The 14245-nt window shown below is 37.5% G+C and carries 11 protein-coding genes; all 11 read left to right on the top strand.

The annotated features are described in order from the left end of the window. Window positions 1-170 precede the first annotated feature (170 nt). The 11 genes from tssA (at window position 171) to H5157_RS03205 (ending at window position 14245) form a co-directional block, all read left to right on the top strand. The gene (gene tssA, locus H5157_RS03255) at window positions 171-1286 is read left to right on the top strand and encodes a type VI secretion system protein TssA (protein WP_154902980.1); all 1116 of its coding nucleotides are present in this window, start codon (window positions 171-173) and stop codon (window positions 1284-1286) included. Between the two features lie 16 nt (window positions 1287-1302). Further along, entirely contained in the window at window positions 1303-1806 is a 504-nt protein-coding gene (gene tssB, locus H5157_RS03250) for a type VI secretion system contractile sheath small subunit (RefSeq protein WP_024594566.1), read from the top strand. After that, window positions 1803-3293 carry a type VI secretion system contractile sheath large subunit gene (tssC, locus tag H5157_RS03245; RefSeq protein WP_024594567.1) on the top strand — a complete coding sequence of 497 codons (1491 nt, stop codon included), beginning with the start codon at window positions 1803-1805 and terminating at the stop codon, window positions 3291-3293. Before tssB ends, tssC (H5157_RS03245) begins: the two co-directional genes overlap by 4 nt. A gap of 36 nt (window positions 3294-3329) precedes the next feature. Next, window positions 3330-4856: a type VI secretion system contractile sheath large subunit gene (gene tssC / locus H5157_RS03240; RefSeq protein ID WP_182724125.1), complete on the top strand. Its 1527-nt coding sequence runs from the start codon at window positions 3330-3332 to the stop codon at window positions 4854-4856. Window positions 4857-4858: 2 nt separating this feature from the next. After that, the gene (locus H5157_RS03235) at window positions 4859-5626 is read left to right on the top strand and encodes a type VI secretion system accessory protein TagJ (protein ID WP_182711776.1); all 768 of its coding nucleotides are present in this window, start codon (window positions 4859-4861) and stop codon (window positions 5624-5626) included. A 17-nt stretch (window positions 5627-5643) separates the two neighbouring features. Next, window positions 5644-6129, top strand: a complete 486-nt coding sequence (tssE, locus tag H5157_RS03230; RefSeq protein WP_024594570.1) for a type VI secretion system baseplate subunit TssE — start codon at window positions 5644-5646, stop codon at window positions 6127-6129. Beyond that, the gene (gene tssF, locus H5157_RS03225; RefSeq protein ID WP_182711775.1) at window positions 6126-7952 is read left to right on the top strand and encodes a type VI secretion system baseplate subunit TssF; all 1827 of its coding nucleotides are present in this window, start codon (window positions 6126-6128) and stop codon (window positions 7950-7952) included. Before tssE ends, tssF begins: the two co-directional genes overlap by 4 nt. Continuing rightward, window positions 7949-8938, top strand: a complete 990-nt coding sequence (tssG, locus tag H5157_RS03220) for a type VI secretion system baseplate subunit TssG (RefSeq protein ID WP_024594572.1) — start codon at window positions 7949-7951, stop codon at window positions 8936-8938. Before tssF ends, tssG begins: the two co-directional genes overlap by 4 nt. Window positions 8939-8960: 22 nt before the next feature. Further along, the gene (tssH, locus tag H5157_RS03215) at window positions 8961-11564 is read left to right on the top strand and encodes a type VI secretion system ATPase TssH (RefSeq protein WP_182716264.1); all 2604 of its coding nucleotides are present in this window, start codon (window positions 8961-8963) and stop codon (window positions 11562-11564) included. A 250-nt stretch (window positions 11565-11814) separates the two neighbouring features. Beyond that, window positions 11815-12294, top strand: coding sequence for a type VI secretion system tube protein Hcp (locus tag H5157_RS03210; RefSeq protein ID WP_024594574.1), 480 nt, complete (start codon window positions 11815-11817; stop codon window positions 12292-12294). A gap of 73 nt (window positions 12295-12367) precedes the next feature. Further along, on the top strand, window positions 12368-14245 hold the full coding sequence (locus tag H5157_RS03205; protein WP_182711773.1) for a type VI secretion system Vgr family protein: 1878 nt from the start codon (window positions 12368-12370) through the stop codon (window positions 14243-14245).

Below are 14245 nucleotides of genomic sequence, written 5' to 3'. Positions count from 1 at the left end.
TTAATTACATCTATTAATTAATAAGTATATTAAATTTTAATTGTTTATATAAAGGCAATAATTAAGGTTTAAACTCAATTGTAACTAGGCTTGTAATTTATTATAAAGAATGTAATATGAAATCCGCTCCGCTTTATTGGAGTTTTATGGATAATTATTAGGACGACGGAATGTTTTTATTTGAAGAGTATATTTCCCCTATTTCAGACACCGAGGTTGCAGGTATTGATCCTCGCTCAGATGTCTCGCCTACGTCGACTTATTACGCCTTAAAAGATTTAAGAAACCAGCTTCGCGCAGCAGAAAGAAATGCATTAGTGGATGAAGAAGGTATTTCCTCACTAGCAAGAGATTGGCTTCCTTTATTAGAGCAATGTAGCAAAGCAATAAAAACACAAAGCAAAGATATCGAATATTTAGCTTGGTTTATTGAAGCACTTTGTCGAATTCATGGCTTCAAAGGCTTAGCTTTTGGTTTTAAAGTTGCTCATAACTTGCTCGACAATTATTTTGATGAATTATACCCGTCACTCGATGACGATGATGAAGTGTCAGACAAAGTATCTGCATTGGTTGGCCTTAATGGTTCAGCAGGCGAAGGTACATTAATAATCCCGATAAAAAGTATCTATCTGACCGATAGCGCCAGTATGGAGTCATATTCTTTTTGGGAATATCAGCAAGGCTATGATATTTCTCGTTTAACAGATGAGAAAAGAGAGAAAAAGCTTAATTTAGGTGCTGTTGACTATGAGCTCATTGAAAGAAGTGCTGCAGAAACAAGTACTGAATTCTTTGTTACTTTAAAACAAGACATTGAAAACGCGATTGAGCAATTTGCTTTATTAAGCGAAGTATTGGATAGAGTAACTGGACAGCCACAGCCAACATCAAATATAAAACAAGCATTAGCAGTTAGTCTTGCTGCTGTTGAGCATGTTGCTGCAGATAAGCTTGAAGCTGCTGATAAGGCAAAAGCTGCATTAAACGAAGTGCAAGAAGTGGTTCAAAGTGAAGACGACGACGGTCAAAGTGTTACAGAGCAAGTTGTAAAAGTTAATCACGAAATTAACTCAAGAGAAAGTGCGATTAATAAACTCAAAGAAATCGCTACTTTTTTTAGAAAAACAGAGCCGCACTCACCTATGTCGTACACCATAGAACAAGTAATTCGATGGAGCGAATTGTCGCTGCCTGAATTATTAAATGAATTAATTACAGATAGTGATGCTAGAACTGGGTACTTTAAGTTGTCTGGCATTAAAATCAGCGAAACTGAAACATAAGTAAAAGGAGTTCTCTATGAGTATCCATGATAAATTAAAACGAGTTCGTAAGCCTCGCGTACACATCACTTATGATGTGGAAACTGAAGGCACTGCAGTAAAAAAAGAATTACCATTTGTTGTTGGTGTTATGGGCGACTTCTCTGGTGATAACACAGAAGCATTAAAACCACTTAAAGATAGACGATTTGTGCAAATAGATCGTGAAAACTTTAATGACGTTTTAAAGCGCATGAGCCCTTCACTAAAATTATTAGTTGATAATACGCTTAATGATGATGGTTCTGAATTTGAAGTAAAACTTAACTTTAAATCGATTGATGACTTTGAACCAGCAGCTGTTGTAAATCAGGTTGAGCCATTACGTAAATTAATGGAAACACGTAACAAGTTACGCGATTTAATGACTAAGATTGACCGCTCTGAAGAATTAGAAAACGTGCTTGAAGAAGTACTAAGCAACACAGCAAGCTTAGATACAATCGCAAAAGAGCTTAAAATAGAGGAGACTGAAAAATGAGTACAGAGCAACTAAGTACTGAATTAGAGTCTACCTCAGAAGCAACGTCTTCACTATTAGAGCAAGCTATTGGCGCAACTAAGCAAACCGATGCAAGCCGTGCAGAAGAGTTACTTAAAACACTGACAGAAGAAGCCTTAAAAGGGACTGTTCAGTGGAACAAAAACATGACAGTGACGTTTAATGAAGCAATTCAATTAATCGATCAAAAGATCTCAAAACAGCTAAGTGTAGTAATGCACAGCGAAGAGTTTCAAAAGTTAGAAGGCTCTTGGCGTGGATTGCACCATTTAGTAATGAATTCTGAGACAAGCTCTACACTTAAAATTCGTATGCTAAATATGAAGAAAAAAGAACTTCATAAAGATTTGAGCAAAGCTGTTGAGTTTGACCAAAGCCAAACATTCAAAAAAATCTATGAGTCTGAGTTTGGTACTCCAGGTGGCGAACCATACGGTACTATCGTTGGTGACTTTGAGTTTACTAACCACCCTGAAGATGTTGAAACATTAAGCCTAATGTCTAATGTTGCAGCCGCTGGTTTCTGTCCATTTATTTCAGCTTCATCGCCATCATTATTTGGTTTTGATAACTGGGAAGAGCTAACCAAACCACGTGATTTAGAAAAAGTATTTGAATCTCTAGAGTACACTAAGTGGCGTTCATTCAGAGACAGCGATGATTCGCGTTTTGTTTCATTAACTATGCCTCGTTTCTTATCTCGCCTACCTTATGGTGCGGCTTCTAAACCAGTTGAAGAATTTAACTATGAAGAGTTTGAAGTTGAACCAAAAGATGGCCGTTCAGTAAGTACTGATAACAGTGATTACTGTTGGAGTAATGCAGCCTACGCTATGGCAACAAATATGACCAAAGCATTTGCTCAATACGGTTTCTGTACTGCAATACGTGGTGCTGAAGGCGGCGGTAAAGTAGAAGGTCTTCCTACGCATATCTTCACAAGTGATGATGGCGATCCAGATCTTAAATGCCCAACTGAAATTGGCATTACAGATCGTCGTGAAGCTGAATTAAGCAAGTTAGGTTTCTTGCCTCTTTGTCATTACAAAAATACAGATTATGCAGTATTTTTTGGTGGACAAAGCTGTCAAAAACCACAAATTTATTCAACTCCAGATGCCACAGCTAATGCGGCAATATCTGCACGTCTACCTTACCTTATGGCAACGTCTCGCTTTGCTCATTACCTAAAAGTAATGGCGCGTGATAAAATTGGTAGCTTTATGGAAGCTGAAGACGTTGAGTCTTGGTTAAACCGCTGGATCCTTTCGTATGTAAATGCGACTGAGGGTGGTGGTCAAGATATCAGAGCACGTTATCCTCTAGCAGATGCAAAAGTATCAGTTAAGGAAATTCCAGGTCAACCAGGTGCATATAATGCAGTTGCATGGTTACGACCTTGGCTACAAATGGAAGAGCTTACTTCTTCTTTACGCCTTGTAGCTAAAATTCCAGAGATCGGTTAATTAACTGATCTTTAGCGTTAAGGATAATGCAGTAGAATGAATCACGAAGAGTTTTCATTTATAAATCAAGACTTCGCTTTTGTACAAAAAGCGCAGTCTAGAATAAGTGATAATGAGGCTTTACTCGATAGGTTTTTAAACGAAAAAAACCCAGATAAAGCCTTGTTGTTATGGCTTGAAGGCTCTTCAGATTCACCTATATCTTGGACTAAAGAATCACTTGGTCCTTATTTACAGCGCGTAATTGTTGAACTCGATCAACTCATTTCAGAACAATTAAACCTCATAATTCATAATGATAGATTTCAAAAGTTAGAAGCCAGTTGGCGTAATCTTTGGTGGCTGATACTTCAAAGCGAACAATACGACAAAGAAAATAAAGTAAAAATAAAAGTATTGAACTGCGATTGGGCAACACTCTCTAAAGATGTAAACAAAGCTATTGATTTTGACCAAAGCCTATTTTTTCAACTACTTTATCAAAGTGAGTTTGATAGCGCAGGTGGCGAGCCATTTGGTGTAGTAGTGGGTGATTATGAAATTAGTAACATGTGCTCAGCAGGCACAATTTATAATGACATAGACACAATAAAAGAAATATCTAGAACCGCTGCCGCTGCTTTCTCTCCATTTATTTGCTCAGCTTCTCCTAACTTATTTGGTGCAGATAACTTTTCTGATTTAGGCTATTACGCAGACTTATTTGACCAGTTTGAACAACCCGAATACGCTAAATGGCAGAGCTTTCGAGCGATGGAAGAATCTCGTTTTATTGGGCTTACGCTTCCTCATGTATTAGTTAGACCGCCATATAGCAATGATGGAAAACGTCATCAAGATTTTTACTTTAAAGAACAAATTAAAGACCCTGAAAGCGATATGCTTTGGGGCAATGCAGCATATCAATTTGTATCTACCTTAATAAGAGCATATTGCGATAGTGGCTGGTTTGGGCACATTCGCGGTATTGAGCCGGGTAAAATTTCAAAGGGTCTGGTTACAGGGCTTGCGAGAGACAGTTTTGCAAACGACACTTATCAAAAAGAAGCAAAGCCACCGCTAAACTTATTAGTAACAAGCAAATTTGAAAAGCAATTTTCTGAACTTGGCTTTATTCCAGCATCATCAGTGACTAATACAGAACACATTGTTTTTTATAGTAATGCATCGGTTCAAAAAACCAAAAACTATGAATCAAGCGCCGCTAATATTAATGCGCGCTTATCTTCAATGCTGCAATATATTTTGTGTGTATCTCGTTTTGCTCACTATTTAAAGCTATTAGCTCGAGACCGTGTCGGCTCTTATAACACGGCACAAGCTTGTGAGCGAGACCTACAAGCGTGGATAAATAATTATACAACGGCTTCAGATTCCTCCTCCGAGCATATAAGAAGTAAGTACCCGTTAAGTAATGCCAGAATAAAAGTCAGTGAAAATAAAGCCAATCCAGGGCATTACTTTTCTGTTTTACAATTACAGCCACATTTTCAATTAGATCAGATGATCTCCAGTATTAAATTAATTACAGAGCTCAGTCCTCATCATAAAATAAAGGAATAGTCATGAAAAAAATACATAGCTTAATTCGCGAGGGGAAACTTACTGATGCATTATCTTGTTGTGCTACAGAGCTTCAAGATGAGCCATTAAACTTTGATATCAGGAGTATTTACGCCGAATTACTTTGCATAAATGGTGAACTTGAAAAAGCCGATAAACAGCTAGATTTCATGGTACAAAAAAATCCAGAATTTGCAGTAGGTGCAGTAAATTTAAGGCACTTAATTCGTGCTCAGCAATCTCGTGTAGATTTTTATCAAGGTAAAGGCATTCCTAAGTTATTTCATGATGCGAATGAGTTAGACACACTATTTTTGAAAATGCATGTTGCTCTGTTAGAAGGCTCAACTGACGAAGCAGCTCAGTTAGCTCAAGAGATGGAGTCTTTAAGAGTTAGCACAGACGAGGCATCAACAAGAGATCTTGATGATTGCTTAAACCCGTACCTAGAGGTTTTAGGTACTAATGGTGAGTTTTATCTAGCAAACTTTAACGAAATTGAATCGTTAAAAATGGAGCCAGTAGAATCTTTATTAGAAAGTATTTGGTTACGTGTTGAAATTACAATTAAAGATGGTCCATCAGGTACAGCTCATTTACCACTTGTTTATATTAACTCTGAATCGGAGCTTGAAAAGCTAGGTCAAGTGTCTGACTGGGTTGAGTTAAAAGATGAATTTATTATCGGTAAGGGCATGAAAATGCTGTTTGTTGATGATGAGGCTATCACCATCCCAAATTTAAAAATAAGCTCACTTGAAACAGCATAATTTAAGCTTAAGCAACCATGATAGAGCATAAACAGCAGCTTCAAGCATCCATTATAGATAGGCTCATTGACGATGAGCCCGACTTCCAGGATGCGCCATCACGTACCGAAGGCATCACTATTAGTGAGCTTAGAAAAAACGTGCGCAGAGATATTGAAGCTTTGCTAAATGCTCGAATTCAATGGCATACATGGCCAACTCAATACACCGAGCTGGCTACTTCATGTTTGTCTTATGGTTTACCTGACTTTTCGAGTATGTCTGTAAGCTCTCACGAAGGGCGCGCATTACTGTGCGAAACCGTCAGAAATACAATTTTAAAGTTTGAGCCACGGTTTCTTGAAGTAGAAGTGTTTACAGATGAAGAAGTACCTTTAAACAGAGTATTAAATTTAAGAATAAATGCGCTTTTATACGCCGACCCTGAGCCAGAGTTTATTAGTTTTGATTCAGAAGTAGAGCCCGTGAACTTGGGTATGAAAATTATTGAGGCATCATTATGAACGATGAGTTATTGAAGTATTACAATCGTGAATTAGCATTTGTGCGTCATTTAGGTAAAGACTTTGCTGAAAAATATCCAAAAGTTGCAGGGCGTTTAAAGTTAAGTGAAGATCATATTGAAGACCCTCATGTCTCAAGATTAATAGAATCTTTTGCATTTTTAACTGCCAATATTAGGCAAAAGCTCGACGATAGTTTCCCGGAGTTAACGGATGCTTTGCTAGGGCAAATGCTACCAGATTACCAAGCGCCAATCCCATCAATGTCAGTTGTTAAGCTCGAAGCTGAGAACTTATCTACGGCAGGGGTGGTTATACCAAAGGCAAGTGAAGTAGAAACTAACGTTGACTCAATGAAGCAATGTAAATTTCAAACGTGTTATGAAACCTACCTTTGGCCTGTTGAAATAACAAATGTGCAATTTGATAATAGCCCATTTGTAGCGCCGAAGCCTCGCTGGCAAGAAAAAGCAAAATCTATTTTCAAAATAGAATTAACAGGTGAGTATAAAGGGGTTTCGCTTGCAGAAACTGGCCTTGAAAAATTACGGATTTTTATCAATGGCCAATGGCATCATACACTTAAAGTTTACGAACTACTGTTCAAACATAGTATTGGTATTGCTATAGACAATGGCGATGAAGGTATTAGATATCTGTCAAAAAACCAATTAAAAGCAGTGGGCTTTGATTCTAACGAGGCTGTGGTTCCTTATTCGCAGCGCTCATCTGCAGGATATCGTTTGCTCGTCGAAAATTTTACTTTTCCTGAGAAGTTTAGGTTTTTTGAGCTTGAAGGCATTCTTTCATCACTGCCTAAGCAATCTAATAAATGTAGTATTTATATTTACCTAGATACTGAATCTACTGAGCTTGAAAAGCAAGTAGATAAAGATATGTTCTTATTAGGCTGTACACCAATAATAAACTTATTTGAACAAGAGCTTGAGCCAATACGACCTGAGATCAGTGAATATGAATATCAGTTAACACCGCGTTATATGGACTCGGAAATATCAGAAGTAATTGGTATATCAGAAGTTATTGCATTTGATCATAAAGGCAATAAACAAATTGTTTCGCCTTTTTATGGTCAAACACATCCTAAATATCATGGACATGATGATTTGTTTTGGCATATTCGTCGAGAAACTGCTTCTTGGGCTGGCGGTTATGTAGAGTCAGGAACCGAAACATTTTTATCGTTAGTTGATGCTACTTTTGAAAATAGTGCGATGGAATATGGTGACGGAAACTCTGTACTTACTGTGCGCGCAAATTGTAGTAATCGCAACCTACCAGCAAGCATGCCATTTGGTGATGACGAACTTGGTTTATTAATGCCTGAGCGCGGCGATGTAATTAAAAAAATTAGATGTTTAACGCCATTTACTCATGCAGTGAGACCTGTATTAGCTGATGCAACACGGTGGCAGTTAGTTAATCATTTAACGCTTGATACCTTTAGTGGTGAAGACGCATGTAATAAGCTTAAAGAAGTTTTGCGTTTATACGATTTTAGAGCATCACCACAAACTAAAGGCATGATAGATAATATTTATAGAGTGGTAATAGAGCCTTCAACTGCCCGTGTGATTCAAAAAGGTAAAGTAAGCTTTGCAACAGGCAGCGAAATTGAAATTACATTTGCTAACGATGATTTTTCTGGCAGCGGCATGTTCTTCTTTGCATCAATACTTGATCACTTTTTTGCTCAATTTGCAGCAATAAATAGCTACACGCGTTTAAGTTTAAGGCTTAAAGAGCAAGAACAAATTTATTATCAATGGCCTGCAAGAGTGGGTGACTGTCCGTTATTATGATAAAGCAAATAATCTCACAAGCTTCTCAAATTGACTTTTACAAAGCTGTTTTCATAATTGAAAATCAGCTAAAAAAGCGTGGCTTAGATTATCGACATGTCGGTTACGACAGTAATCCAAAGCAAGAGTTGATTAAGTTTACAGCTACCCAAAAGTTTGGTTATCCAGGTAATGCAATTACCAAATTAGAAGAAACTGGTTTTGAAGACGGTATGCATAAAGTAACTATGCAGGTTTCTTTTATGGGGCTGACGGGTTGTTCAGGCGCTTTACCCCAGTTTTATAGTGAACTTGTGATGCAGCGTTTACGCTATAAAGATACAACCATGCGTGACTTTTACGACATGTTTAATCATCGTTTAGTCTCACTGTATTACCGCGCTTGGAAAAAATATAAGCCTTCACTTAATCACGTTAATAAAGAAAAAAACAAAGACCCATACACACAAATACTCGGTTTATTAAGTGGTGGCTATAACGAGCACCAACTGCATTTTTCAGGTTTATATAGCCGTAAAATTAGAAATGCATTTGATTTAAAAAATGTACTTTCGTCATACCTAGGTTGTGATGTATCAATCAAACAAATGGTTGGCCAATGGCACGAGTTAAAAGAGCAAGAACAAACCCGTTTAGCCAGCCAGGCATTATATGAAGGCCAGCACGCCCGTTTAGGTGTTGATACCATGATTGGAAATAAAGTATGGGACGTATCTTCTAATATCGAAATCCACATAAAATCAGATGATCCAGATAAAGCAAAACAACTTTTGCCCAAAGGTCCGCTTTTCGAAATAGCTAATCAAATAACAAAAGACTATGTAGGAAATGCTATTAACTTTCGCTTGGTCATTGAGTCAAATTTTCAAAATTTAGGTGCCGCTAAACTTTCAAAAAATGAGTGTCAGTTAGGCGCTAATAGCTTCTTATCTGTACAAGATAACAAATTAAAATCTAACCCTACTAAGTTATCGTTTAAGGGATAATTAAAATTAAAAGGAAAAAAGTATGTCTTCGATGACACTGAATAAACTAGTTGAAAAACTGAGTCCTGATTGCAGAAAAAGCCTAGAAGGTGCTGTTGCTATATGTAATAGTCGCAGTCATTTCACGGTTGAACTTGAGCATTGGTTACTTGCAATGATTGAGCAGCAATTAGATGATGTTAGACTAATTTTTGGCTCGTTCGATATAGATATTGATAAAGTTCAACAGGATTTAAATCAATCATTAGAGTCGTTTAAAACGGGTAGTGAGTCATCTCCTAGTTTGTCAGTGCATGTTACGAGTCTTCTTAAGCAATCTTGGTTAAGTACCAGCATTGAGTTTACAGATAATCAAATTCGTAGTGCATACGTTATTTATACCCTTACTAAAGACGATACATTATCTAGCTTAGTAACACGTTGTAGTAAGTTATTTAATAAAATAGAGCCTGGTCAATTGCTTCATGCATGGCCTGAAATAGTTGCGCAATCTCAAGAGCGCAACCATTCAGTACAAAATGCGTCAACTCAAGCAAATGTTGGTTCTAAAACTCCAAGTTTAGATCAATTTACTGTTGATTTAACTGCCCAAGCACTCGCTGGAAAAATAGACCCTATTCTTGGTCGTGATTTCGAAATTCGTCAAATGGTTGATATTTTAACCAGACGCCGCCAAAACAACCCAATTTTAACTGGTGAAGCGGGCGTAGGTAAAACAGCTGTTGTTGAAGGGCTAGCATTAAGAATTGCTCAAAAAGACGTACCTGCTGTATTACAAAATGTAAAAATTCACAGCTTAGATTTAGCACTATTACAAGCTGGTGCAGGTATGAAAGGGGAATTTGAAAATCGCCTTAAATCGCTTATCAATGAAGTAAAAAATGCGGTAAATCCGGTTATTTTATTTATTGATGAAGCACATACCATGATTGGTAGCGGTGGTGCAGCGGGTCAAAATGATGCGGCAAATCTATTAAAGCCTGCTTTAGCGCGTGGTGAATTACGCACAATAGCTGCAACTACTTGGGCTGAATACAAAAAGTTTTTTGAGAAAGACGCCGCATTAACACGCCGATTCCAAGTTGTAAAAGTTGAAGAGCCAACCCCTGAAAAAGCGGTGGCAATGTTACGAGGCTTAGTGCCTGTAATGGAAAAACACCACAAAGTGTTTATATCTGAGCAAGCACTTGAAGGCGCGGTGCATTTATCACATCGTTACATTACTGCAAGGCAGCTCCCAGACAAAGCCGTTGCATTACTAGATACAGCTTGTGCACGTGTTGCAATGAGCCAAGCATCTACTCCAAATACTATAGAGCAGCTTGTAAATCGCTTAAGCGAAATAGAAACACAAGTAAAAATGCTTAACAGAGAGCAAAAAACGGGCTTAGATCATTCACAGCAACTAGACACATTAAAAGCAGAGCTAATTACAATTGAAGAGCGATTAGCGCCGTTAAATGAGCAATTTAGTACTGAAAAAGAAATTGTGGCTGAGCTTAATCTAGCTTTAGAGCTTATTAACTCTCAAGATGAAGAGTCATCACAAGAGATACTCGATAAGCTAAGACTTAGTAAAGAGAAGCTAGCCTCTTTTGAACATAATATGGTTCATTGGCAGGTTAACGAAGAGCTTATAGCGCAAGTTATTTCAGATTGGACAGGGATACCTGTTGGCAAAATGCATGAAGATGAAATACATGGCATTTTAAATTTAGCACAGCAAATGAAGCAACGAGTTGTAGGGCAAGACCACTCTCTTGATTTAATAGCTAAAGTTGTTCAAACATCTCGTGCTCAGCTAGCAGATGAAAGCCGTCCTAACGGTATATTTATGTTAGCAGGGCCAAGCGGTGTGGGTAAAACAGAAACTGCACTTTCGCTAGCCCAAGAAGTGTATGGTAGTGAAGAAAACGTCACGGTAATTAACATGTCAGAGTTTAAAGAAGAACATAAAGTTTCTTTATTACTTGGCTCTCCTCCAGGGTATGTAGGTTACGGTGAAGGAGGAATATTAACCGAGGCAGTAAGAAGAAAGCCATATAGTGTTGTACTTTTGGATGAGATGGAAAAAGCACACCCAGGCGTACAAGATATTTTTTATCAAGTGTTTGATAAAGGTACAATTAAAGACGGTGAAGGCCGCGATATCGACTTTAAAAACACAATCATTATTATGACCTCAAACGTGGGCACAGATACCACAATGAGCTTGTTTGAAGACGAAGAAAGTAAACCAAGCATCAAAGGTTTATTAAAGGCATTACAAGATGATTTACTTGCTTCATTTAAACCGGCATTTTTAGGTCGTATTAATGTAATACCTTACATTCCGTTAAGTGACGATATTCTTACTGAAATTGCCGCTATTCAAATAAATAAAATAATTAAACGTGTTAAAAAACACTACAATGCCGAGTTAATTTATAATGACGATGTAATTGAATATATTATTGCTAATTGCCAAAATGCAGGCTCAGGTGCACGTAATATTCACACTATACTTCAAAATAGAGTGCTGCCATTGTTGTCTGAGGTTTTACTTTCTAGCATGATTGACGACAAAGAAATTAATAGTATATCGCTATTAGTAAAAGATAATGAATTTGAACTAGAGCTGAATTAAAGGTTAATTAAAGTTAATTTGAAATAACTTGTTATTAAGGTTGTTTCTTTAGTTTGAGGGCATTATAATTTTGGTGCCTGATATCACTACATGGAATTTTTGAGACATTGTCTTCATCTAAGGAAAGGAATCAGAAGGCCTTTTCATTGCTGTATTAAAGATAATGGTTTCAAAGGAATTTTGGTATATACCAAAGTAAAGAATCCAGTATTAATGGATAACATTGTTTAATAAAAAGGAGCATTATCAAATGCAAGCAAATACATATTTAAAATACGGTTCAATCAAAGGCGAAACTACTGCTGAGTCTTTCAAAGATTTAATTACAGTTTTATCTCTTGATTGGAATGTAAGTCGCGAAATTAGCTCAGCTACTGGTACAGCGATGGACCGTGAGTCAAGCTCTACTCGCCTTGGTGACGTAACAATCACTAAACTTCAAGATAAAGCATCTCCGGATCTTTTCAAAGAAGCGACAATCGGTAAAGGTTTACCAGCTGTTTTCCATATCACTAAGCAAGGTGATAAGGTTGAAGAAATCATGAAAATCGAACTTACAGATGCAATGATTTCTAGCTACTCAGTTTCAGTACAAAATGATCGTCCAATCGAAACAATCACTATCAGCTACACAGAAATGATGATGACTGTTACTCCAACAGACGACAAAAATAACATTACTGCTCCTCTTGTATACGGTTACAGCGGTGTTAAAGGTCAACAAATGTAATATTTGTTACCTTATAATGGCTCTGGGCATTGCTCAGAGCTTTTTTTGATCTTTAGGACGGGAAAAGCAAGGAATGCAAAAAGCAACACAAGATAAAAACGTAATTCAAATTAGCACCCCTGTTGGTAAAGATGCCCTCTATTTAACTCGCTTTGTTGCCCAAGAGGCAATGTCTGATTTGTTTGTTATGTCGGCCAATATGTACACTATTGGTAAACAAATCGCGCACGAAGACTTAGTGGGTAAACCTGTATCTATTAAAGTAAAAAATGCAGATGGCGGTGGTGAGCGTTACTACCACGGCATTGTTAGTCATTTGGTTTCAAATGGCAGCCGTACGGCTGATGTTGACGAGCAAAAAAATTATATAGATTATCAAGCGACGATAGTTCCATTCGCAGCTTCAATGCGCAATCGTAAAAATAGCCGCATTTTTCAAAAGAAAACAATTAAAGAAATTTTTGCTGATTTATTTGGCCAACACAATGTTGCCTTTAGCGATAAAACCAGTAAAACCTACCCTAAATATGAATATTGTGTTCAGTATCAAGAGTCTGATTTTGATTTTATTCAGCGCTTATTCCAACAAGAAGGTATATTTTACTTTTTTGAACACTCAAACAGTAACCATACGCTTGTATTAGCTGATGATATTACGGCTTACGAAGTATGTAATGAAGGCAAAGTTGTATTTTCAACTGGCCATTTAAGCGAATCACACGTATCGCGCTGGCAAGGTGGCTTAAGCATTGCCCCTGGTAGTTTTAAACGTGTTGGTTACGATTTTAAACAGCCATCACGATACCCAGATGGCGAGCAAGCAAACGCTGAACTTCCTACTCAATCGGTCTCTGAAATTTTTGAATACACGGGCGAGCAAGAGTGCCACCCGCGCGCTGCTAATCTAGCGTCTGTGCAGCTAGAGTCATTGCAAAGAGACATGAAGCTTTCTAGTGGGCGCAGTGATTGCCGCTCATTTACTGTAGGTAAGTTATTTAGTTTTAAAAAGCACGAAGACCCTCGTCTTGAAGGTAAAACATTTGTTATTACCTCTATGATGACTTCAATTACAGTACCCAACCAATCAGGTTCGCAGCAGTCATCGGTAGAAGAAGTTTATTCAAATCACTTTGAATGTGTCCCAAAAGAAATCCCTTACAGAGCACAAATAAATAAGAAAAAGCCTGTAATAAACGGGGTCCAAACGGCAATCGTAACTGGCGATAGCGCTGATGAAATTATGATTGACCAATATGGTCGTGTAAAAGTGCAATTTGATTGGGACAGAGAAGGCAAAAAAGATTCTAAAAGTTCGTGTTGGATCCGCGTTGCCCAAAACTGGGCTGGTAAAAAGTGGGGGGCTTTTTTCTTCCCTCGCGTTGGCCAAGAAGTACTTGTGGATTTTATAAATGGCGACCCAGATCAACCTATAATAAGTGGGGCCGTGTATAACGCAGACTTAATGCCTCCGTATGCATTACCGGCAGAAAAAACGCAAAGCGGCATAAAAACGCGTTCTACAAAAGAAGGCGGAGCAGATAATTTTAACGAGCTTAGGTTTGAAGATAAAAAAGGCAGTGAGCTGGTTTATCTTCAAGCAGAAAAAGACAAGCAGCTCTATGTTAAAAACGATCAAAACGATAAGACAGATCACGACCACAACATTGAAATTGGCAACGACAGAAAAACAGATATTGCTAACAACGACACCCTTAATGTTGCTAAAAATCGTATTGCCGAAATGGGTAAAAACGATACTTTAAAAGTAGGTAAAACATTAAATATAGAAGCGGGTGATGAAATAGTTATTAAAACAGGCTCTGCACAAATAAAAATGAGCAGTAATGGTAATATAACTATTGAAGGCACTAATATAAATATTAAAGGTAGTAATGTTAAAGTTGACGGCAGTGCTATTACTTTATCAGCTGGAATGATTAAATTAAATTAG

Origin of the sequence: Pseudoalteromonas sp. SG43-3, assembly GCF_014164385.1 — a bacterium.
In the GTDB taxonomy this organism is placed as follows: Bacteria; Pseudomonadota; Gammaproteobacteria; order Enterobacterales; family Alteromonadaceae; genus Pseudoalteromonas; species Pseudoalteromonas distincta.
The sequence above is the reverse complement of the archived record's forward strand: the minus strand, read 5'-3'. Positions and strand labels throughout refer to the sequence as shown.

Excerpts from the sequence above, each read along its gene's own strand:
- tssA (WP_154902980.1), top strand. The coding sequence starts at position 171 with ATGTTTTTATTTGAAGAGTATATTTCCCCTATTTCAGACACCGAGGTT.
- tssB (WP_024594566.1), top strand. The coding sequence starts at position 1,303 with ATGAGTATCCATGATAAATTAAAACGAGTTCGTAAGCCTCGCGTACAC.
- tssC (WP_024594567.1), top strand. The coding sequence starts at position 1,803 with ATGAGTACAGAGCAACTAAGTACTGAATTAGAGTCTACCTCAGAAGCA.
- tssC (WP_182724125.1), top strand. The coding sequence starts at position 3,330 with ATGAATCACGAAGAGTTTTCATTTATAAATCAAGACTTCGCTTTTGTA.
- H5157_RS03235 (WP_182711776.1), top strand. The coding sequence starts at position 4,859 with ATGAAAAAAATACATAGCTTAATTCGCGAGGGGAAACTTACTGATGCA.
- tssE (WP_024594570.1), top strand. The coding sequence starts at position 5,644 with ATGATAGAGCATAAACAGCAGCTTCAAGCATCCATTATAGATAGGCTC.
- tssF (WP_182711775.1), top strand. The coding sequence starts at position 6,126 with ATGAACGATGAGTTATTGAAGTATTACAATCGTGAATTAGCATTTGTG.
- tssG (WP_024594572.1), top strand. The coding sequence starts at position 7,949 with ATGATAAAGCAAATAATCTCACAAGCTTCTCAAATTGACTTTTACAAA.
- tssH (WP_182716264.1), top strand. The coding sequence starts at position 8,961 with ATGTCTTCGATGACACTGAATAAACTAGTTGAAAAACTGAGTCCTGAT.
- H5157_RS03210 (WP_024594574.1), top strand. The coding sequence starts at position 11,815 with ATGCAAGCAAATACATATTTAAAATACGGTTCAATCAAAGGCGAAACT.
- H5157_RS03205 (WP_182711773.1), top strand. The coding sequence starts at position 12,368 with ATGCAAAAAGCAACACAAGATAAAAACGTAATTCAAATTAGCACCCCT.